The organism is Larkinella arboricola, assembly GCF_003259745.1.
GTDB classification, from domain to species: Bacteria; Bacteroidota; Bacteroidia; order Cytophagales; family Spirosomataceae; genus Larkinella; species Larkinella arboricola.
This window is the reverse complement of the sequence record NZ_QLMC01000001.1, coordinates 1,730,867-1,752,058: the sequence shown is the minus strand read 5'-3', so window position 1 is coordinate 1,752,058 and position 21,192 is coordinate 1,730,867. Positions and strand designations below refer to the sequence as shown.

Genomic DNA, 21,192 nt, shown 5'->3' with positions numbered 1-21,192 from the left:
ATTATGCTATTAAACTACATAAAAATCGCCTGGAAGGTGCTGCTGCGGCATCCGTTTTACACCTTCATCACACTTTTCGGCATCAGCCTGACCCTGACGGTATTGATGGTGTTGACCTCGTTTCTGGACCACCTGTTCGGAACGCACTACCCCGAAACCCGGCGCGACCGTTCGCTGTACATCATGCAGATGATACAACGCGATACCGCTCAGTCAGGCAGAAGTACGGGACCGATGAGTTTCCGGTTCCTGACAGATTTTGTTAAAACGCTGAAAACGCCCGAACGCGTTACGATTTGCACCATGTACAATACCTCCAACGCGTACGTTGGCTCGCAGAAAATCAAGCTCAATACCAAGTATACCGATGCTGATTTCTGGCGTATTATGGAGTTCGAATTTCTGGAAGGAAAACCGTACAACGAGCAGAATATCACCAATGGGGAGAACGTAGTAGTCATCAACGATGATTTGAAAAAGCAGTATTTCGACCATCCGGACGAGCCGGTTGTGGGCAAAACCATCGACATCGAAAATATCAACTACCGGGTGATCGGTGTTATCAAAGGCAGCCCGGTGACCCGCCCGTTTACCTACGCTGACGTTTATTTTCCGTACACCGCCCCCAAGAGCAATTACCAGCAAAGTGGTATGCGAGGCCGTTTTGTGAGTATCATACTCGCCAAACAGAAGTCCGACATTCCCGCCATTCAGGAAGAATTCCAAAGCCGGATCGGTCGGATTCCGCTGCCGGGAATCCAGGATGGGTGGAAGTACAATGCGCTGGAAGTAAAGGCTGAGCCTTACGCTCAAAATTTCCTTGGAACCATCCTGGATGGGGGCCCCGGTCTGAGAACGATTTTCTTCGGGATCATTTTTTTCATCCTCTTTATGCTACTGGGTTTACCGGCCCTTAATCTAGTCAACGTCAACGTCAGCCGGATTATGGAACGGGCTTCGGAAATTGGCATCCGGAAAGCCTTCGGGGCACCCATCCGTACGCTGGTCTGGCAGTTTATCGTCGAAAACATTTTCATTACGTTCATCGGCGGAGCCATTGCTCTGATACTGACCCTGATCATGATTCAGTTGATCAACCACAGTGGCTGGATTGCCTACGCCGACCTGACCATCAACTTCAATGTCTTTGCCGTCAGCATGCTGGTCTGCTTGATTTTCGGCCTTCTCTCCGGTGTCGCTCCCGCCTTCCGAATGTCCAAACTCAGCATCGCCGAAGCGCTAAAATCTTAATTTTCAATGAGTAAATGATAGAATGAGTGAGTCAAACACGTACCACTATTCACTTTTATCATTTACTCACTCTATCATTCACTCATTCAACATGGAACCATGATCCGTCATCTTTTTAAACTCATCTGGAACAAGAAAAAAGCCCATATACTGCTGATCGTTGAGATCTGGGCTTCATTTATGGTCTTGTTTGGCCTGGCCACCCTGCTGGTGGTGAATGTCGGGAATTACCGCGAGCCGCTGGGCTTTTCCTATGAAAACGTTTGGGCAATTAGTCTGAGCAACAATCAGGATACCACGGAAGTAGCCCAGAAATTACAGCAGATCGTGCAGCGCCTGAAAGCCTATTCAGAAGTCGAATCCGTTTCGCGGATGGGCGGTAATTTTCCGTTTTCGGCGACTCAAATGAACGAAGGTATCGGGTACAACAAACAGCATATACTGGCCGATCACTACGTAACCGACGAAGATTTCGCAAAAACTCTCGCGATAGCCGTAGTGAGTGGAAAGTGGTACCAGAGTGCGGATAGTGTGGGAAAGTACCGGCCTATTGTCATCAACCAGAAAGCCAGGGAAGATCTGTTTGGCGGTCAAAATGCCCTGGGAAAAGTGATTAGTGATAAGTACAAAGTAGTGGGGACCATTGCTAATTTTAAGGCAAAGGGAGAATTTATGGCCAACAAACCCGCCTATTTTGAATTGGTGGGCGCCAACGATGCCTGGAATAGCACCATGCTTATCAAAGTAAAGCCCGGAACGGATGCCGTGTTCGAAGCTAAAGTGGTGAAGGATGTTGCCAGGATGGTGAAGGGCTGGAGTGTGGAGGTCGATTATCTGACGGACTCGCGCAAAACCCAGCATAATCTGGTTCTGGTCCCCATCATCATTGCCGCCATTATATCGGGGTTTCTGCTCATCAACGTGGCTCTCGGCCTGTTCGGCGTCCTGAACCTGAGCATTGCCAGACGCCGGGGCGAAATCGGTTTACGCCGGGCACTGGGCGCAACCGGCAACGGTATTTCCCGGCAATTCATCGGCGAAATCTGGGTACTGGCCACATTCGGGCTGCTGATCGGCCTGCTCTTCGCAGCCCAGTTTCCCTTATTGAACGTCTTCAATATGGAAGCGGGTGTGTACGTAACGGCTATCGTGGTGTCCGTTCTGGTCATTTACGGTATTGTTACGCTCTGTGCCCTCTTCCCCAGCCGACAGGCGGCTTACATTCAACCGGCGGTGGCGCTGCATGAGGAATAACAATTTGAGTTATTACACAGAGTAAATCGGAGATCATCAGAGCGAATCAGAGAAACCCCGATAAACTCTGATGTTCTCTGATTCACTCTGTGTAACAACTTTTAGTATCTTCCCGCCCCCATGCTTCTGATTATCGACGACGACATTGCGGTTCAAACCTCGCTCTCGCTTCTTTTGCGACGAGACGGCTTTACCGTGCAGACGGCCGCCGACCCTGCCCAGGCCCTAAACGCACTCGAAGCCGAAACGCCCGAACTGATTTTGCTGGACATGAATTTTTCCATCGAAACCTCCGGCGAAGAAGGCTTAAAACTGCTGAAGGTTATCCGGACGGGTTACCCATCGGTTCCGGTTATTCTGATTACGGGTTGGGGAACCATTGATCTGGCGGTGCAGGGCATGAAAGCCGGCGCGAAGGATTTTATTACCAAACCGTGGCAGAACGAATACGTACTGCAATCGGTCCGGACCCTGCTGAATCTGAATCAGCAATCGGCGGAAGCGAGCCAAACCCGGTCGCCAAACCGCCAGAAACTGGATCGGCACTATCAGTTTGGCCACATCGTCGGCGACGATCCGAAACTGCTCGATATTCTGGAAACCATCGGGCGCGTGGCGCCAACCGACGCCCCGGTTTTGATTACGGGCGAAAGCGGAACGGGCAAGGAACTGATTGCCGAAGCCATTCACCAGAACAGCCGACGCCGGAGCAAACCGTTCGTCAAGGTCAATCTGGGCGGTATTTCGTCCACCTTATTTGAAAGCGAGCTGTTCGGGCACCTGCGGGGTGCGTTCACGGACGCCAAAACCGACCGCGTCGGGCGGTTTGAACTGGCTAACAAAGGCAGCATTTTCCTGGACGAAATCGGCGATCTGGACCTGTCGAGCCAGGTGAAACTGCTGCGGGTTTTGCAGGACCGGACGTTTGAACCGCTGGGCAGCAGCCGAAGCAAAACCGTCGATGTGCGGGTGATCTGCGCCACCAACCGCAACCTGGAGGAAATGGTCGCCCGGGGTACCTTCCGCGAAGATTTGTTTTACCGCATCAACCTCATTACCGTCAAGCTCCCGGCCCTGCGTGAACGGCCCGACGACATTCCGCCCCTGGTTAACTACTTTGTTAATAACCTGAAAACCATTTACGACCGACCAAAACTAAACGTAACCTCAGCAGCCCTGAAGTGGGTTAAAACGCTGGCCTTGCCGGGCAACATCCGCCAATTGAAGAACATTGTCGAACGCACGGTTCTTTTATCGACGAAAGATGATCTGGAAGTTGGCGACTTTCAGAAGCACATTCCGTTAACCCCAGCGGCCCAGCCCCTCCGCCCCCTGCCCGAAGTCGGAACCATTACGCTTGACGAACTGGAATACCAGATGATTCGGCGGGCGATGGAGTTTTATAACAACAAGGTTTCCAAAGTAGCCCGGGCGCTGGGTATCACCCGCTTTGCCCTCTACCGACGGCTGGAGAAGTATGGCATACCGTATACCACCGATTCCTGAAGGCAAAACTTGGATTACAGAGATTTAAAGATTAACTAAGAGGGCTACCGCAGTAAAAAATCTCCCTGATAATCATTAAATCATCGTTAATCCCTTAATCCGTGTAATCCAAGTTCAAGATGCTTTCCCTGCGCACCAAGTACCTACTGTACATCATCGCCGTTCACGCGGCTCTGGTCTTTCTAATTTTCAAATGGCTTCAGGAAAACAAACTGCTGTTTATCGTTTCAGAAGTGCTGGTGCTGGTTTCGGTGGGAATTGCCATTCAGATTTATCAGGCCTTCGGGCAGCCATCACAGTTTATTTCAGCGGGAATTGAAGCCATTAAGGATAAAGATTTTACGATCAAGTTTGTGCCAACCGGCAACCGCGAAGTCGATGGACTCATCGACGTGTATAACCTGATGATCGACCAGCTTCGGCAGGAACGCACCAAACAAATGGAACAGCAGTTTTTTCTGGAAAAGCTCATCGAAGCCTCCCCCATTGCCACCCTTATTTTTGACTTTGACCAGCGGATTGCCTCGGCCAACCCCAAAGCTACGGCTTTGCTCCAACGTCCGGATGACCAGCTTACGGGCCGGTTTTTATCCGAAATTGATCACCCCTTGCTCAATCAGTTGACGGAATTCGACGATCAGGAAACCCGTACCCTGAAAGGCAACGGTATTGAAACATACCGGGTGCAACGTTCGCACTTTATGGACCGGGGGTTCCGGCGTGATTTCATGCTCATCGAAGAACTGACGAGCGAAATTCTGGAATCGGAGAAAAAAGCCTACAGCAAGGTAATCCGGATGATGGCCCACGAAGTAAACAACTCCATTGGTGCCATCAACTCCATTCTGAATGTGACGAAAACCTACGTGGACGCCCCCGAACAACAGGATGTGAATCACGCACTCCAGATTGCCATCGAACGCAACGACCGCCTGAACCTTTTCATGCGCCGGTTTGCCGATGTCGTCCGGCTGCCGCAGCCGCAGAAAGTCCCCACCAACCTGACCGAAATGGCCCGCAACGTGGGACGATTGATGCAGCCGCAGGCCGACGCAAAAGGGGTAACGCTGCAATATGACCTGAAATTGGATACGGTTTGGGTACCGGTCGATTCCGTACAGATGGAACAGGTGCTGGTCAACGTCATCAAAAATGCGATTGAAGCCTGTGCGCCGGGTCAGCTTGTCGAAGTGGTCGTGGACAGCGCCCACCTCATCGTGCGTGACAATGGCAAACCGATCAGCCCCGATCTGGAAACGAATCTGTTCAACCCATTCTTCAGCACCAAACCCGACGGCCAGGGCATCGGTCTGACCCTGACCCGCGACATTCTGGTGAACCACGGCTTTCCGTTCTCGCTGAAAACCAATCCGGACGGCTGGACCGCGTTTACCATTGTGTGGTGACGCCCGCTGACCGTTCGCTCAGTTATCCGTTTAGCCGGTCTTTTCAGACCGCAACCGCCCGTTTTCGTCTCCTGTTCAGCCGCTCATCCGTCCGGTGTGGCCATACCCGATAGTTTTGTGGGGTCACTTACAATCAAACCTCACAACAAATCATTTAATGGACATGAAACGGATACCTTTTCGGCTATTCATCGTTGCCCTTCTCTCAGTTACCCTATCCAGTTGCCTGAAAGACCACGTCGATCCGACGGACTCCGGTGCCGATCCGGATGCGGCCTATTATATGCCCGCCGAATTTGAGCCGTTGGCGTCCATCTGGTTATCGGCCCCAACAGTCGATTACAAAAACGGCCTTTCGATGCTCGCTGTTCAGGCCGAAATGATTAAAGAAATTCTGCCCACGACGACCAAAGTGGATTATGCCGTCAATTCGCCGGAAGACCGGGAAGCTTTAAAAACGGCGCTCATCAGCCGGGGCGTCTCGCAGGCAGCCATTGACACGGCCATTCACTTTCATACGGTTTCGCACGGCGACCTATGGATTCGGGATACCGGCGGCACCTTCATGAAGAATAAAAAAGGCGGTTATCAGGTCGTAGATTTCGATTTCGACGCCTATCGGACAAAAGATTATATTCCCGACGCCAGTTACGCCATTTACCAGCTTGACAACGATGTTTCGTTGGGCACAGGCGCGGCCAAGGGGGCCCGTGTTCTCCGCTCCACATTGATTACCGAAGGCGGCAACCTGCATTTCAACGGCAAAGGAACGGTTATTGCCGTTAAGAAATCCCTGCTGGCCAGTAACCCTACCCTAACGCTGTCGCAGATCGAAGCCGAATTGAAGCGGGTGTTTAACGTAAAGAAGGTTATTTTCCTGAATGAAAATACCGCAGCGGATTCCCACCCGGTTCTGGAATCACCCAAGCTGTTTAACGGACAGGCGTATTTCAATTTTGGCGTGTGGCATGCCGACGAAATGGTGTCTTGGATTGACGACCATACCGTACTGCTTCCGGAGGTACCCGCTTCTGAGCTTGCCAGTGGAAACCCGTTTACCCTGACCTCCTACAAGGCACTGGAAGATGCCTACCAGATTTTATCCCACGAAACGAATCAGGATGGGAAGCCGCTCACCATCATCCGTGCGCCGGAGCCCAGCCCGATTGTGGAAGAACTGCGGCCCGGTGATGTCATGTACGAGTCGCTAAAGGAAATGAAAGGGCTTCAGCACTTTCCGATGGACGGAAGCCCGGTTAAGTTTGTCATGGCCGCCGGTTATATGAATTACGTGGTCACCAATAACGTGGTACTGATTCCCAAATTTTACAAAGCCGGGCGGGATATCGGGTTACAGCAAAAAGACGAAGCCTTCAAACAACTGATCAAACGTTTATACCCCAACCGGAAAGTAACACAAATTGATGCCGATGCCATCACGGTAGGCGGGGGCGGTATGCACTGCATTACCCAGCAGGTTCCCGCCCTTCATTGATAATTCAAATCAGCGTTTTAAGTAGAGTTTGCTCCAATCATTGCCCGGTCACTTGATCGGGCAATATTTTTATTAGTTCACTGGCCGCTTCCACCTGTAAGTTTTTTTTCAAAAAGCCAGATCCAGCTCTAGCATTGCTCAAATGAAAGTGTACCTTTGCTTAAATTATAATCAGTCTTAATAAAAATAACTATTAAGTCTACCTATAAAAAGGTGCGCTGTAATGAGACACTTCTTCCTCTTGATTAGCTGTTTTCTATTACCTCATACGCTGGTTTTTGGGCAGGTATCTACCGGAAAAATTCGGGGAACTACGCATTCGGCGGATGGCAAACCGGTGATTGCAGCAACTATACTATTAAAAGACACGCGGTATGGCGCTTCCTCGGAAGCGGACGGCTCCTACTCTTTGGAGGCCCCCGAAGGCCGTTATACGCTGGTGGTTCAGTTACTCGGTCTGGAAACGCAGACGCTCCCCATACGGGTCAGGGCGGGCGAAACCGTTACGATTCCTCCGCTCACGCTCCGGGAAACCAGCCGGCAACTGGACGATGTGGTTGTAACCGGCCAGTACGAACCGCAGTCCATGCGCCAGTCGGTTTATCAGATCCGGACCATTGACCGCGAACGGATTCAGTTACGGGGCGCCACCAACCTGATCGGCGTGCTGAACAACGAACTCGGCATCCGGTTTTCCAACGATCTGGTCCTGGGAACCTCAGACATTCAGTTGATGGGAATGTCGGGCCGGAATGTGAAGATTCTGCTCGACGGCGTTCCGATGGTCGACCGGGGTGACACCCGCGAAAGCCTGAACCAGATTGATATTAATACCATTGAGCGGGTCGAGATTGTCGAAGGCCCCATGTCGGTTTCGTACGGGACGGATGCGCTGGCCGGAATTATTAACGTCATCACCAAAAAACCGGGTAACGAACGGCTGTTGGTAACGGCCCGTATTCAGGAAGAAACCGCCCATACCGAATACCGCCCGTTGACCGGCAAAGGCGTTCATAATCAGAACCTGGGCGTCACCTGGCAGCGGAAAGGCTGGAATGCGTACGTCGGCGGTACCCACAACGGGTTTGGCGGCTGGCAGGGCCTTTCCACCACCCGCGCCAAAGACTGGCACCCGAAAGAGCAGTGGCTGGGAAACGTGAAGTTGGGTTACCGAACGGATCACTTCAACATCTGGTACCGGCTGGATGCGTTAGACGAAACAATCAATGCGATGGATCCGGTCAACATCAACACCAACCAGGCCCGCGATCAGAAGTACCTCACCAACCGGTTTACGCACCAGCTCCAGAGCGACTGGAAAGCCAGTGAACACCTGCACATTAATGCGATTTTGTCGTATACCGATTACAGCCGCAAAACCCAGACGACCAACATCGACCTGAACACGGGCCGCCGGACGCTCTCGCTGGGCGCGGGTGAGCAGGATTTGTCGCTGTTCGACACCCGGGTATTTCGAGCAACGGCCCAGTATAAGCTTTCAAACACGGTTTCGTTCCAGCCGGGCGTTGATATTAACCTGGATGCCGCATCGGGCGCACGGATTTTGGGTTCGCCGTCCATCCATGATTACGCCTTCTTTGTCTCCTCGGAGTTAAAGCCGACTTCGGTGCTGACCATCCGGCCCGGTTTACGGTTTATCAAAAACTCGGTATACGATGCCCCTCCGGTGATTCCGTCGCTGAATGCCAAACTTACGTTACACAAAAACGCGGATTTCCGCTTTGCCTACGCCCGCGGTTTCCGGTCTCCGGCCTTGCGGGAACTGTATTTTAATTTCTTCGACGCCAGCCACTCCATTAAGGGTAACCCGAATCTGAAAGCCGAATACTCCAACAGTTTCAACGGTTCGCTGACCTGGCGTTTCATTACCTCCCCGGCGCTCCGGCTGACTTCTACCGTAACCGGCTTTTACAACGATTTTCATAACCTGATCGACTACGGCAATGATCCGGCCAATCCCGGTGCTATGATGATGGTGAATATCAATCGGTTTAAAACTACGGGTGGCACGCTGAACCATACACTCAACGCCAGAAATATTCAGGTAACGCTGGGTTTTTCGCATATCGGTCGTTACAACAGCCTGACCAAGAATGACACAGACTTACCGGAGTTTGTCTGGTCGCCCGAAGTAAACTCAAACATCACGTATCACCTGCAAAAACTCGACACAAAGGTCAGCTTCTTTTACAAATACACCGGCAAAAGGCCCGTTTACGAATCGGTAGCGGGCAGCGATGGCACCACAACCGTTCATCTAGCCGAAACAGCGGCTTACCACTGGGCTGACTTCACGATCAATAAATCGATCGTCAAATCCGTCACGCTGAATACCGGGGTGAAGAACCTTTTCAACGTTACCCGCCTGACCAACACCTCGGGCGATGTAGAGCGCGCTCATAGCACGGGCGGGGCCGTTCCGCTGAGTTACGGACGTTCGTATTTCCTTGGCCTCAGTTTTCAGTGGAGCAACTAATTCCTCTTTCAACCAATATCCTTTTCATCCAATACACAACCCATGAAGAACGTACGCTCGTTATTCGTCATGCTGGCTTTGGCCACCGTTTTTAATGCCTGCAAGCAGGACGATCCCCCGCTCCCTGATAACCTGGTCCAGTTTGAAGCCGCTGAACAGGGCTTTGAATCCGATAAAGCCGATACCGAAGTAAAATTAACCCTGACCCGGGCCGCCGAAGCCAATACCGTCATCACGGTCGATCTGGCCCCAACCGGTATTGCCTACGGGACGCAGTTCTCCACCGCTCCGGCTGCGACGAACAACAGCCTGACGGTTACGATTCCGGCGGGCAGCAGCACGGGTTCGTTTAAAGTAACCAAAGGTGCCAATCTGTTTCTGAACGGTACAGAGTCGATCAGATTTAGCATCAAGTCGGCAGCCAGCCCGGTATTGGTTGGTGAGAAAAAAGCCCTGACACTGAAGTTCTCTTCCATTGTATCAGCGGGTTCGCAGATGAAACTGGAAGGTGGCGAAGGCGGAGCATCGGCGGTCAACTCGGTTTTTGTCGATTTCAGCAACAACTTGCAGAAGGCGGTGGCCCGCGCGAGTTGGGACCTGGGCTTCTACAACGGTACGGATTTCCGGGTCATTATCAACGGAACGACGGGCGCAACGGCCCAGGAACTGACCAAGACGGATTTGAGTCAGGTTACACCCGCCGACACCGCCGGATTACGCAATGTCCTGATTCTGAGCCAGGGGACCGGCAGTTTTGAAAACGTCGATGATGTAGACGGTGATCTTACCAAAACCGTCATCAAAGCCATTTCGGCCACCGACGCGGAAAACAAAGTGTATATCATCAACCCGGGCACCTCCGGAGCGGCTTCCAGACCCTGGTATAAAGTACGGATCATCCGGAAAGGTACGGGCTACACGTTACAATACGCCCAAATTGCCGAAACGACGTTTAAAACACTGGATATCAGCAAAGACGCTAACCTGAACTTCAGCTACGTTTCCTTTGAAAAAGGGCTGACGGAGGTGGAACCGGCCAAAGCCAACTGGGATATTGAGTGGACGCTGGCCACTTACAAAGCCACTCTGAGTGCAACGGCTTCGGTTCCTTATACGTATGCCGATTATGTATTCATTAATCACCTGGCCGGTGTTGAAGCCGCCGAGGTGCTGACCAGTACCGTCGCGTATGACGCTTACGCCGAGAGCAACGTGGCCACTACTCCCTTCAAGAAAGACCGGAACCTGATCGGCAGCAACTGGCGGACATCAGCCGGTCCCAATGGTGTTCCGGCGGGCGTTCGAACGGATCGGTTCTACGTCATAAAAGATGCCGCCGGAAATGTTTACAAACTAAAATTCCTGAATTACACCGCATCGGACGGCGGATTGCGAGGCTATCCGAATATTGAATACAAACTGGTTAAGAAAGCGTAATTCCGTATAATCACAAGCGGGCAATCGGTGTTACGTGATTGCCCGCTTTTGGATTTTACCGTCCCTGATCCGCTACGTAGTTCCGGCGGAAACTTTCAACCTCCTCGTTCGTAAACCCGTAAATTCCCTGAATTTTCCCGACGGCTTCCATCAACTTTGGCAATTCTTCGCCCGGATTGGTAACAAAACGATAAACCGCGGCCGACCGGTCGTAGGGCACATTCAGCAATTCCAGCAATTCGTCGATTTGACCGTCGGTTATTTTCTTGTGTCTGCCCTCAATTGTCCGCCAGCCGTGTAAAAATCCGGCGGCTTCGCTGATCAGGTGCATCACTTCGGACCGCTGCGCATCATTCAGGTCGCCGGAGTTCAGGCGTAAAACCGCTTCATGCAGGTCATGGATCACCGTTGCCGCGTTGATCTTCTCCCAGTTGAGTTTGATGGCGGCCAGTGCTTCGTCGCGGTAGGCATTGTAATCCTCGCCTTCGTTCAGTGCGGCTTTCAGTTTAATAAATTCCTGACGGGTCTGGCTGTATAAACCCGTACCGCTGCCATTGTCGCGCTGGGCCGCATAAGCCGCTATCCGCCGGTCCGCATTCGCATAGAAGGTAGTGTTATCGCTGTTGTAAAACATAGGATCGGCACCGAACAAAAACAGAAGCTGATCGGCCGTAGCCGGCGTCAGGTTGGCTTCCGTCAGTGACATGGCGTAGTTATAGAGGGTCGCGCCGTACAGACCTTTTTCAATCAACTGACCCGTTTCCAGACCGTATTCATCAAACAGGAGTGAGTTATAAACCCCACCCTCCCAATTTCGGCTGAAGGGATTAAAATAAGAGCCGCTGGATTTCGACAGCTCGGCAAAATAACCGTTGTTCTGGGCCAGCAGACGGCTCTGGTAATACGGTGTTGTAACCGATTGCAAACTAAACGGGCCCTGCGTAAAGGCGGCATTCAGCGATTCTTCCGAAACATAAACGCCCCCCTGGTTTCCATTTTTTACTTCCTGGGTCAACACCGCCCATTGATCAATGAAGGGTTTTAACGGTTGGCTGTGGAACTGATAACCGACACTATCGTATACTAACGGAATGGAAAATGATGGTTTGAGATTCTCGTCCTGTGGTTCTGCACAGGACGCCAGCACAAGGGCGAAGCCGGTGGTGAGTAACAAAGCCGTTCGCCGGAATACATACAGTTGACTCATATTTTTTTTAGCTGTTAAGACGATAGCCCACGCTGAAAGCCACATTCCGAAATTTAACGCCAGTAACGGGCCTGTTGTCGCTTGTCTACCTCCTCTTTCTTCTATTAACTCGTCTGCACAAAGTTTTGATGTATTATTGATAAAAAAAAGCAGCGTCAGAGACACTGCTTTTTCCATCCTACTCACTATAGCTTTTACTGTATTATCGGTAGCTGCCGGCAATGGCTGTCCACCAGACCCGTAAACGGTATTAATTCAGATCCGTCCAGGCTTTTTCCAGCGTATTTAGCCGCGTCATGGCGGTATGCAACATACTCCGCAGCGTTTCCAGCTCCGGACGGGTAAAGCAGAAATAAAGAGGTTCGACGGTTGTGCCGAGGTAAAGCCGCCGGGGTTCTCCACTGGAATCGGGCATCGGCAGGCTAAAAAAACCGTCGATATCGATGGATTCCACGTGCAGAAACAGTTGCCTGAACTCGTCGGGCGACATAATCTGGAAGATGTTATGAAACCGGAAACTAAGGTTGGCTTTGCAACCCCGGCAAAGATAAATTTCGCCGTGTTCGTTCTGGGTCAGGGTAATAAAACAAGTGTCGCGGTTGATCATAAAAGGTGTGGATATAAATCGGTTAGTCCAGTTTTCGGCTACCGTCGGGCTGGTAGGCATACCGGAAGGTATAATACCGGCTTTCGCTGCCCGGCCCATCGGGTCCGCCTTTGTAGTAGCCCAGTACTTCCAGCTTGGCGTATTTTCCGTCGGCGGTCCGGATCACGAGTACCTTTTCGGGCGTAGGAGCAATCACTCCGCCCCCGTACGTATACCAGCCATTACCCGAACCAGCCGGAATGGCCAGTTGAGTCAGGCTTTGATCGACGCTGAAGGCGGCATTTTCGGGCACGGCAGTCAGGCTTTCAAACGTTCCGTTGTGGATGTAAGCGCCCCCCTTCCCCGCCCGACCCGTGCCACCGTTGACAATGATGGTCGTCGACCGAAAGCCGATGTCCCAGTTGGCCGTAGCCGAATCACTGTTGGGGACCTGCTTCCCGTCTTTCAGGCTGAAAAACGTAAACCGGTTGGTGGCTCCCAGCGGTCGGCCCGATTGCGGGTCGTTGTTAGCCGGATCAGCGGGCAAGTCGTGGACGGTTTCCACTTTTACCGCCTGTGCCCGAACAGGCTGATACGTTACTGACACGCCAGCGATCAGGCTAATTAGAAGTATAGAAAATGTCTTCACGGTTTACAGGCTTGCTCAATAGGTTTTATAGTAATGCTTCGCATTGCAGTCCGGCCCGGGTTAATAAGCGGATGATGGACTGCTCGGTATAGGGATTCGTCAAATCCGTCGGTGTTTCAATCCGTAATACACAATCCCGGTCTTCCATATCGACGCTCCAGCGGCAAATGCCCCGCAGTTTGCACAACCGACAGGCCGCTTTATGGAGCCGTTGTCCGGAGTTGATGTTCGTTCGAAAGACCAGTACGTTCACGGTGTTGAGGTTCAGGCAAGAGCGCAATTCATATATTATTACAGAAAAGCCAGTTGTCCTACGTCTATTTTATTCGTTACTTTTCGCTGCTGGCTCCAGTGTATCACTGGAGCCAGCGACCAGAACATTACTCATTTATGATTAAAGCCGTCTGGGCAACAACCTCGCGCCATTCGGTTTTTTCCGGGATTCCGGGTTTCCGTTTACCAAAAATCAGGGCAATCTGATTGCCGTCCGCATCAAAAAGCTCCAGGCTGGTGACCACCCCGTCGGTCGTCGGTTTCTTCACCACCCAGGCCGACGCTACATGGTCTTCGCGTAAATGCATATTGAACTGCGGGTCCAGCACGTTGAACCACGGTCCCATGGGCACCAGCTTGCGCACTTCACCGGTATGAATCTGAATACAGCCCTTGTTGCCGACAAAAATCATGATGGGCAAACCGCTTTTAGAGACTTCGGCAAACACATTTTTTACCGCTTCCATCGTGGTCGGTAAGGCATACCCTTCCGGCGCCAGGTGCATGGCCTGCAAGCGCGAGACTTTGTACTTCCGCAACATTCCAAAAAATTCGTGGGTATCTTTCAGATCCAGCCAGGCCTGCTGAAAAGCCGCCACGTCGATCTCAGAATCCGGCGTCGTCACCGGTGCTTCCGGCTTCGGCTCGATGTCGAGCACGCCATCCTGCTTTGCCGCCCGGTAGCTGGCAACGATGGCGTCGTAGGCCGATTCATTGCTTTTGTCGGTCAGGTAAATTTTATGAACAGCTTCGCCGTCGGCGGCAAAAAACTGAAGGCTCTTCCGGTCGTTTTCGTGAACGGCAAAACCAAACTTCCAACTGCTCATAAATAACCGCAGGTCAATGTCTTCGCCCAGCACCAGCCCCACATGGCCGTTGAACGAAACATCTTTGTACTCCCCTTTGCGCTCGTGAACCACGCTTTCGTTGCGGGTCAGGGCCATTACGTACCCGAGCGTCGGAATCTCTTTCAGCAGTTCCCGAAAATCGCCTTCCAGTTGGGTAACGGTTTCGCCAACACCCGTGGCCAGCAGTTCGGCTTCGCTCACGCCTAGTTGCTGAGCTGCATCGCGGATGCGAACCTTCGGATTTTCGGCCCTGAAAGCCTCATATTGTTTTTTTAGATCGAGAACAGTGGTTGTCATTGTTATAAAGGGCTAAAGATGAGGAGCCGAAGAAGCAGGAACAGTCTGCCGGTGGTGAACAATCAACGGATAATCGAGTTCCGGCTGGTGAATAATCTGAACCGATAAGTGAAACGCGCTGAAAATGGCTTCCGTTGTCAGCACGGAGATCGGTTTGCCAAAGGCCAGCGCCCGACCTTCCTTCAGCAGTAAAACGTTATCGGCGTACTGCATAACCAGATTCAGGTCGTGCAAAATAGCCACGACGCCGTAGTTCCGTCGGGTTAATTCGCTGGCTACATCGAGCAGGCTATGCTGATAATAGAGATCCAGTCCCGTCGTCGGTTCGTCGAGCAGTAAATACTTGGGTTGTTGAATCAACGCGTGGGGCTGCTGAATTTCATCTAGAGTCATCAGTTGGGCCAGCACCTTGGCGAGATGAACCCGCTGTTGCTCTCCACCCGATAAGGTCGGCACCGCCCGTCCGGTTAGATGGGTAATACCGGTGCGTACCAGCGCAAAATCGACAATCGCCATATCTTCCGGTCGTGGGTGGCCTTCAAAATGCGGATACCGCCCCATCATCACCAATTCATAAACCGTAAACTCGAAAGCCAGCGGATTTTGCTGCGCCAGTACCGCCCGCTGCCGGGCCAGTTCCAGAGCCGAAAACCGGTTAATGGGTTTATTATCCAGCACAACCTGCCCCTGCGTGGGGGTCAATTCACGGCTAAAGGTCTTCAACAACGTCGATTTTCCCGCCCCATTGGCTCCGACCACCGCCACCAGTTCGCCCGGCCTGACTGCCAGCGACACGTCGTCCAGCAAAGTTTTCCGGCCGATCTGGTGAGTTATGTGCTGTGCTTCCAACATTGTTCGTATGGGTTAAGGTTCTTTTAAACCGTCTGCAAATTCCCTAAATCAACCCCGGTTTCCTGCCCCCCGCAGGAGCATAAACAGGAAGGTGGGTGCCCCAATCATTCCAGTAATAATGCCAAGCGGTAATTCGGCGGGCGCCACGACCGTTCGGGTTACCAGATCCGATAAGGTCAGCACAATGGCACCAAACAGGGCCGAACCGGGCAATACCGTCCGGTGATTGGCCCCGGCAATGAGCCGGATCACGTGCGGAATTACCAACCCGATGAAACCGATAACGCCCGCAACCGCAACCGCCACACCAACCCCCATCGTCGCCAGAATCACGACATTTCGTTTTAATTTCGACACATCCACGCCCAGATGCCCGGCCTGACTTTCGCCCAGCGCGAAGGCATTCATGGGTTTGCTCAGTCGTGGCATCAGCAAAATGGGAATCAGCAAAAACGGCGTGGCTACCTGTAGTATTTCCCAACTTGCGCCACCCAGACTCCCCAGGCTCCAGAACGAAATGGCCCGAAGCTGAGCGTCATCGGCCAGGTACATCACCAGCCCACGCAGGGCTTCACACAGCACATTGATGGCGATTCCAACCAGCAACATTGTTGAAACCACCGTTCGCCCGTCACGGCGCGCCAGTGAATAAACCAGGAGGGTCGTGGCTACTGCTCCGGCAAAAGCCGCCAGCGATAGGGCGTATAAACCGGATAGAGACGATAATTGCTGAAAGACTTTTAGTTGCAGGACAATCATCAGAACCGCCATCACCGAAGCTCCCGACGAAATTCCGATCAGGCTCGGATCGGCCAAGGGATTGCGAAACAGGCCCTGAATGGCCGCGCCCGAAATGCCCAGCACCCCGCCAACCAGTACCCCCAGCAGAATACGCGGCAATCGAATGACGGTTAATACCGTTTCGTGCTGCGCTTCAACGGTTCCGATTTCCCACCCAATTTGTTTGAGCAGAATGGCCAGAACATCCGGAATGGGAATAGACACCGCTCCGATTCCTACGGACCAGACCATAACCATCAGTAGCACAACCACGAGCGTCCCGTTCAGCCACCAGCCCCGGCTGCGCGACGGTCCAGTGGGCGAAGCCGTTCGGGCGGGTGTCGCTGTCAGGGTAGGTTGCAGGTCCGTTTGCATAAGCGTTCGTTGGTGTAGGCTATTTTAGGGTTAGTTCCTGGTTCAGTTTTCGGCTCAGCTCCTGCACCGCCAAACCCAGTCGGGGTCCAAAACCGGTGAGCAACTGGCCGTCCATCTCGATTACCCGGCGGTTTTTACCCGCGTTCGTTTGGGCTACACCCTGCACGTTCAGCAGGCCGTCGATCCCGCCCAAACTTTCTAAACCGCTCGTAAACAGCAAGATATCGTCCGGATTGCCAACCACTAATGCTTCGGGAGTCAGCGGTTTGAAATTATCAAAATCGTTGAAGGCATTCTGGGCGCCCGCCAGTTGGACAATCTTTTCGATGGGCGTATTCCGGCCCGAAACCATCATGGTGCCGGTGCCGCGGGCGTAGATAAACAAGACTTTCTGGGCTTTGGCAGGTTTGCGGACTTTGGCCAGATCCGCGTCCAGTTTACGGATGATGGCTGCGGCTTTGCCCGACGCATTAAATTCTTTGGCGACCTCGGTAATCAACTTTTTCGTACCCGCCACGCTCAACTCCTGATCAAAAATCAGTGTTTTCACCCCGGCACTTCTGAATTGCTGAAATAGTTCCGGCTTAATATCCATACTACCGTTGGACCGGACCGCGATCACGACCGTCGGGCGCAGGGCCAGCACGGCTTCTGCACTAATGTTACGGTTGTGGCCGACTTTCGGCACCTTCGCCATAGTGGCCGGGTATGTACTTGTTACGTCGGTGCCCACAATCTGGTTTTGCAGGCCCAGATCGCAGACAATTTCGGTCAGGGTTCCACTCAGCGAAACGATGCGTTCGGTTTTTGAGCCTTGAGCGTATGCAGCTAAGCTGACAATGATTAGGAAGGCACTCCAATAAATTTTCTTTGCCATTTCACTCGGGTCGTTGGTGACCACAAATTAATTAGACTATTTCTAAATAAACAAGATGAGATGCTGATTATTTTTTATTAGTCTAATTTAAAATGGTATAAAAAAAGAAAGCCGCTCATAGTTGAGCGGCTTTCGTACGTTATAAGATGGTAGTCTTATTGAGCAGAGTCACCAGCAGCGCTATCCGTTGCCATCGTCGTGTCAGACATCATCGTTGAGTCAGAAGACATCGTAGCCGTTGAGTCGGTCGTTGACGTAGTATCTTCAGTTTTTTTGCCTTGGCAAGCAGCTGCCAGAGAAACCACAGTTGCAACGAACAATACAGATTTTACAATACGTTTCATGAAAATAGTCAGTTTATGTTTACAGATCTCGTCCTTAATACCGGAAAGGCCATTAGGTAACCCATCTTTTTTGAAAAAAATTAAACTTTATTTTTGGGTTACATTTGACCCCAAATCGTATTAAGTATACAAGGAACCAATGACAAATCCCTACCGTTTGCATTTATCTGACGACCAACTGCTTGCGGGCTTGGCCAACGGTTCGGACACGGTATTGGAAGAGCTGTACCGACGGTATTTTCCAATGGTGTTGCACCTGATTCTCAATAACAATGGCTCGGAAGACGACGCCAAAGATGTGTATCAGGAAACGCTGATTGTCCTGTACGAAAAAGTAACAACGGATTCGCTGGCGCTGCATTGTCAGCTCAAAACATACCTTTATTCCGTTAGTCGACGGCTCTGGCTCAAGCAGTTATCGCTGCGTAATCGGAACGGGATTTCACTGATGGATACCGAAGACGTTGCGAGTGTCGATGATGATTTGATCAATCACGAAGCCCGCGACCGGCAGTTTGAGCTGATGGCAGAGTCTCTGGACCGGCTGGGCGAACCCTGCCGGACGTTGCTGGAAGATTTTTATATGCGTCATCTGTCCATGCAGGACATTACCGAAAAATTTGGCTATACGAACGCCGATAATGCCAAAACGCAGAAGTATAAATGCCTGATGCGGCTGAAACGGTTGTTTTTCGCGGTTTTTAAAGAAGAGTAAAATGAATGACCACCAAAAATTCACCGATTGGACTGACAAATGGCTCCGCAATGAGCTGACGGAAGCCGAACGGCTGGAGTTTGAAGCCCTCCGCCGGTCAGACCCTGTTCTGGCGCAGCAGGCCCGCGAACAACAGCAGTTGGCGCAGGCCATGCAGCAGTACGGCCAGCGCATTGACTTCCGCAAGCGGTTGGACCGGGTTCATGCGAGTCTGGACATGGACGCCATTCGGCAAGAAGCCGGACAGGAAGCGCCAGTGCGCCCCCTGCACCGGAACGGCGGAACGGTCCGCCAGTTGTGGCAAACCTACCGACCTATCCTGGCGGTGGCCGCTACGGTTGCCCTCATCACGACGTTCGGAACGCTGATGCTGGTTCGGCAGTACCAGTCGAGCCACAAGCAACAGGAACAATATACCATGATGCGCCGGGATTTGCAGGCCATCCGTCGTTCGCAGAACGCCATTTTGCAGGATCTGAACGCCCGCGAACGCGCCTTGCAGATGAACCCCGGTCAGGTGGCCGGTTCCGGATTTCTGCTCTCACCGGACGGTTATCTGGTCACCAATACCCACATTATTCGGGATGCAGACTCGGTTTACATCCAGAGCACAAAGGGGGATATTTATAAGGCAAAGGTTGTGTATGCCGATCAAAAATACGATCTGGCTATTTTACAGGTTCGCGACGACAGCACGTTCCGGAGTAAAACGGCCCTGCCTTACGGTTTTGAAGCCGGTCCGTCGGACCTCGGCGAGCGCGTTTTTACCCTGGGCTTTCCGCGCGAAGAAATTGTGTACGGAGAAGGGTATCTGAGTTCCAAAACCGGCTTCCGGGGTGATTCAACCGCTTATCAAGTCGCCATCAGTGTAAACCCGGGTAACTCCGGTGGCCCGCTGCTGGACGAAAAAGGCAACGTAATTGGTATCATCAGCGGCAAGCAAACCGCTACGGAAGGCGCTACATTCGCCATCAAAACCAATTATCTGTTCCGGGCCATTTCCGCCATTCCGACGGATTCGCTCAAAAACAATTCCATCCGGATGAGTCGTAAAAACGGGCTGGCCAAGCTTTCCCGTAAGGATCAGATCAAGAAGATTCAGGAGAACGTTTACCTGGTAAAGGTTTTCAAACACGAAAAGTAACCGATTAGTACGAGTGCTAAACAGAAAGCCAGCCTTAAACGGGTTGGCTTTTTTGTTGGCCGCGATTTATCAAATTAAAATTAAGCGTACCTTGTCCCATCAATTTATTTCGTTTCATAACCATAGCTAATCGACAGTAACGAATTCTCTACCCATGCAATCAACTGTAAGTTCCCGAAAGCCAGCGGCTTTCACCGAAAAGAAATACCTCATCACGCTGGTATTCGTCACTTCGTTGTTCATGTTCTGGGGCATTGCCATTACGATGGGCGATGTGCTCAACAAACACTTTCAGCATGTGCTGAGCCTGACCAAAACCCAGTCGGCTTTCGTTCAGTTCGCCATCTTTGGGGCCTATTTTGTGATGGGCATCCCCGCCGGTCTGTTCATGAAACGGTTTGGTTATAAAATGGGGGTTTTGCTGGGGTTAGGGCTTTTTGCGACCGGTGCCTTTCTGTTCGTACCCGCAGCTAACGCGGCTTCCTTTCCGTATTTCGGACTGGCGCTGTTTATTCTGGGCTGCGGTCTTTCAACGCTGGAAACCGTAGCCCACCCGTTTGTGGCTTCCCTCGGCGACCAGCGCACCAGCGATCAGCGCATTAACTTTGCGCAGGCTTTCAACGCGCTCGGGGCCATTACGGGTCCGGCCATTGGCTCGTACTTCCTGTTACGGAACAATGTCGAAGGAAGCACCGACCTGACTTCGGTTAAAACGCTGTATATCGCCATCGGGAGTGTGATTGCCGGGATTGCGGTGCTATTCTCGCTTGTGAAAGTGCCTGCGCTGACCGATCCGCACGCTGCCGCCGACGTTGATCCGGAGGCCGTGAATGTCGATAGCGAACCGGGCAAGAGCCTTTTCCAGCACCGGCATTTCGTCTGGGCGGTCATTGCGCAGTTTTTCAACGTAGCGGCCCAAGGCGGCACGTGGGCGTTTTTCATCAACTACGGCCACGAAAAAATGGGCTTTTCGGACGCCGTTGCCGGTAATTACATGGTTATGTTTATGGCGCTGATGCTGGCCGGGCGGTTTGTGGGTACGTTCCTAATGCGCTTTATCGCCCCCAATACGCTGCTCGCCATTTTTGCCGCCTGCAACATTGTGATGTGTCTCATTGTGGCGCAGAGCTGGGGCTGGCCTTCCTTCATTGCCCTGATGATGCTGAATTTCTTTTTTAGTATCATGTTCCCGACGATTTTCAGTCTGGGCCTGAAAAACCTGGGCCACCACACCCAGCAGGCTTCTTCTTTTATTTCGATGGGCGTCTGCGGGGGTGCTTTTTTCCCGTTTGCGATGGGTGCCGTAGCCGACTACGACGTGGCCGCGGCCTATTATCTGCCCATCATCTGCTATGCGGTTATCTTCCTGTTCGGCGCTAAATTCTCCAAAGCACACTAA

19 protein-coding genes are annotated in these 21,192 nt (G+C 52.1%); 10 read left to right on the top strand and 9 right to left on the bottom strand.

Going from position 1 to position 21,192, the window contains the following annotated elements; genetic code table 11:
* Positions 1-3: 3 nt before the first annotated feature.
* The 7 genes from LX87_RS06925 to LX87_RS06895 all read left to right on the top strand — a co-directional run bounded on the left by LX87_RS06925 (position 4) and on the right by LX87_RS06895 (position 10,846).
* Positions 4-1,251, top strand: coding sequence for an ABC transporter permease (locus LX87_RS06925; RefSeq protein WP_111627388.1), 1,248 nt, complete (start codon positions 4-6; stop codon positions 1,249-1,251).
* A 99-nt stretch (positions 1,252-1,350) separates the two neighbouring features.
* The gene (locus tag LX87_RS06920) at positions 1,351-2,505 is read left to right on the top strand and encodes an ABC transporter permease (RefSeq protein ID WP_111627387.1); all 1,155 of its coding nucleotides are present in this window, start codon (positions 1,351-1,353) and stop codon (positions 2,503-2,505) included.
* A gap of 120 nt (positions 2,506-2,625) precedes the next feature.
* Complete coding sequence (locus LX87_RS06915) at positions 2,626-4,011, top strand: sigma-54-dependent transcriptional regulator (RefSeq protein ID WP_111627386.1); 1,386 nt, start codon at positions 2,626-2,628, stop codon at positions 4,009-4,011.
* Between the two features lie 119 nt (positions 4,012-4,130).
* Positions 4,131-5,417 carry a sensor histidine kinase gene (locus LX87_RS06910; RefSeq protein ID WP_111627385.1) on the top strand — a complete coding sequence of 429 codons (1,287 nt, stop codon included), beginning with the start codon at positions 4,131-4,133 and terminating at the stop codon, positions 5,415-5,417.
* 163 nt (positions 5,418-5,580) lie between these two features.
* Positions 5,581-6,912: an agmatine deiminase family protein gene (locus tag LX87_RS06905; protein ID WP_170139315.1), complete on the top strand. Its 1,332-nt coding sequence runs from the start codon at positions 5,581-5,583 to the stop codon at positions 6,910-6,912.
* A gap of 223 nt (positions 6,913-7,135) precedes the next feature.
* Complete coding sequence (locus LX87_RS06900; protein WP_111627383.1) at positions 7,136-9,409, top strand: TonB-dependent receptor; 2,274 nt, start codon at positions 7,136-7,138, stop codon at positions 9,407-9,409.
* 42 nt (positions 9,410-9,451) lie between these two features.
* On the top strand, positions 9,452-10,846 hold the full coding sequence (locus tag LX87_RS06895) for an HmuY family protein (RefSeq protein ID WP_111627382.1): 1,395 nt from the start codon (positions 9,452-9,454) through the stop codon (positions 10,844-10,846).
* Between the two features lie 55 nt (positions 10,847-10,901).
* Here the strand turns inward: LX87_RS06895 and LX87_RS06890 are convergent, their stop codons facing one another.
* From LX87_RS06890 to LX87_RS06850, 9 genes are all read right to left on the bottom strand, one after another.
* Entirely contained in the window at positions 10,902-12,053 is a 1,152-nt protein-coding gene (locus tag LX87_RS06890; protein ID WP_111627381.1) for a hypothetical protein, read from the bottom strand.
* A gap of 250 nt (positions 12,054-12,303) precedes the next feature.
* Complete coding sequence (locus LX87_RS06885; RefSeq protein WP_111627380.1) at positions 12,304-12,660, bottom strand: DUF6686 family protein; 357 nt, start codon at positions 12,658-12,660, stop codon at positions 12,304-12,306.
* A gap of 22 nt (positions 12,661-12,682) precedes the next feature.
* The gene (locus LX87_RS06880; RefSeq protein WP_111627379.1) at positions 12,683-13,288 is read right to left on the bottom strand and encodes an HmuY family protein; all 606 of its coding nucleotides are present in this window, start codon (positions 13,286-13,288) and stop codon (positions 12,683-12,685) included.
* A 25-nt stretch (positions 13,289-13,313) separates the two neighbouring features.
* Positions 13,314-13,541 carry a hypothetical protein gene (locus LX87_RS06875; protein WP_111627378.1) on the bottom strand — a complete coding sequence of 76 codons (228 nt, stop codon included), beginning with the start codon at positions 13,539-13,541 and terminating at the stop codon, positions 13,314-13,316.
* Positions 13,542-13,668: 127 nt separating this feature from the next.
* Entirely contained in the window at positions 13,669-14,706 is a 1,038-nt protein-coding gene (locus tag LX87_RS06870) for a hemin-degrading factor (RefSeq protein WP_111627377.1), read from the bottom strand.
* Positions 14,707-14,718: 12 nt separating this feature from the next.
* Positions 14,719-15,558, bottom strand: coding sequence for a heme ABC transporter ATP-binding protein (locus LX87_RS06865; protein ID WP_111627376.1), 840 nt, complete (start codon positions 15,556-15,558; stop codon positions 14,719-14,721).
* Positions 15,559-15,606: 48 nt separating this feature from the next.
* Positions 15,607-16,713, bottom strand: coding sequence for a FecCD family ABC transporter permease (locus LX87_RS06860; protein WP_111627375.1), 1,107 nt, complete (start codon positions 16,711-16,713; stop codon positions 15,607-15,609).
* A gap of 19 nt (positions 16,714-16,732) precedes the next feature.
* Positions 16,733-17,590, bottom strand: a complete 858-nt coding sequence (locus LX87_RS06855) for a heme/hemin ABC transporter substrate-binding protein (RefSeq protein ID WP_111627374.1) — start codon at positions 17,588-17,590, stop codon at positions 16,733-16,735.
* Positions 17,591-17,745: 155 nt separating this feature from the next.
* Positions 17,746-17,934, bottom strand: a complete 189-nt coding sequence (locus LX87_RS06850; RefSeq protein WP_111627373.1) for a hypothetical protein — start codon at positions 17,932-17,934, stop codon at positions 17,746-17,748.
* Between the two features lie 139 nt (positions 17,935-18,073).
* Here LX87_RS06850 and LX87_RS06845 point away from each other — a divergent pair, with 139 nt between their 5' ends.
* The 3 genes from LX87_RS06845 to fucP all read left to right on the top strand — a co-directional run bounded on the left by LX87_RS06845 (position 18,074) and on the right by fucP (position 21,192).
* A complete protein-coding gene (locus LX87_RS06845; protein WP_111627372.1) occupies positions 18,074-18,649 on the top strand; it encodes an RNA polymerase sigma factor in 576 nt (191 codons plus the stop codon).
* A 1-nt stretch (position 18,650) separates the two neighbouring features.
* Positions 18,651-19,793, top strand: a complete 1,143-nt coding sequence (locus LX87_RS06840; protein ID WP_229310566.1) for a S1 family peptidase — start codon at positions 18,651-18,653, stop codon at positions 19,791-19,793.
* A 154-nt stretch (positions 19,794-19,947) separates the two neighbouring features.
* Positions 19,948-21,192 carry an L-fucose:H+ symporter permease gene (gene fucP, locus LX87_RS06835; RefSeq protein WP_111627371.1) on the top strand — a complete coding sequence of 415 codons (1,245 nt, stop codon included), beginning with the start codon at positions 19,948-19,950 and terminating at the stop codon, positions 21,190-21,192.

Bases quoted from the DNA above. Each gene is read 5' to 3' on its own strand.
- LX87_RS06920 (WP_111627387.1), top strand. From the start codon at position 1,351: ATGATCCGTCATCTTTTTAAACTCATCTGGAACAAGAAAAAAGCCCAT.
- LX87_RS06845 (WP_111627372.1), top strand. From the start codon at position 18,074: ATGACAAATCCCTACCGTTTGCATTTATCTGACGACCAACTGCTTGCG.
- LX87_RS06855 (WP_111627374.1), bottom strand. From the start codon at position 17,590: ATGGCAAAGAAAATTTATTGGAGTGCCTTCCTAATCATTGTCAGCTTA.
- LX87_RS06840 (WP_229310566.1), top strand. From the start codon at position 18,651: ATGAATGACCACCAAAAATTCACCGATTGGACTGACAAATGGCTCCGC.
- LX87_RS06885 (WP_111627380.1), bottom strand. From the start codon at position 12,660: ATGATCAACCGCGACACTTGTTTTATTACCCTGACCCAGAACGAACAC.
- LX87_RS06925 (WP_111627388.1), top strand. From the start codon at position 4: ATGCTATTAAACTACATAAAAATCGCCTGGAAGGTGCTGCTGCGGCAT.
- LX87_RS06850 (WP_111627373.1), bottom strand. From the start codon at position 17,934: ATGAAACGTATTGTAAAATCTGTATTGTTCGTTGCAACTGTGGTTTCT.
- LX87_RS06915 (WP_111627386.1), top strand. From the start codon at position 2,626: ATGCTTCTGATTATCGACGACGACATTGCGGTTCAAACCTCGCTCTCG.
- LX87_RS06860 (WP_111627375.1), bottom strand. From the start codon at position 16,713: ATGCAAACGGACCTGCAACCTACCCTGACAGCGACACCCGCCCGAACG.
- LX87_RS06910 (WP_111627385.1), top strand. From the start codon at position 4,131: ATGCTTTCCCTGCGCACCAAGTACCTACTGTACATCATCGCCGTTCAC.
- LX87_RS06895 (WP_111627382.1), top strand. From the start codon at position 9,452: ATGAAGAACGTACGCTCGTTATTCGTCATGCTGGCTTTGGCCACCGTT.
- LX87_RS06905 (WP_170139315.1), top strand. From the start codon at position 5,581: ATGAAACGGATACCTTTTCGGCTATTCATCGTTGCCCTTCTCTCAGTT.
- LX87_RS06900 (WP_111627383.1), top strand. From the start codon at position 7,136: ATGAGACACTTCTTCCTCTTGATTAGCTGTTTTCTATTACCTCATACG.
- LX87_RS06865 (WP_111627376.1), bottom strand. From the start codon at position 15,558: ATGTTGGAAGCACAGCACATAACTCACCAGATCGGCCGGAAAACTTTG.
- LX87_RS06870 (WP_111627377.1), bottom strand. From the start codon at position 14,706: ATGACAACCACTGTTCTCGATCTAAAAAAACAATATGAGGCTTTCAGG.
- LX87_RS06890 (WP_111627381.1), bottom strand. From the start codon at position 12,053: ATGAGTCAACTGTATGTATTCCGGCGAACGGCTTTGTTACTCACCACC.
- fucP (WP_111627371.1), top strand. From the start codon at position 19,948: ATGCAATCAACTGTAAGTTCCCGAAAGCCAGCGGCTTTCACCGAAAAG.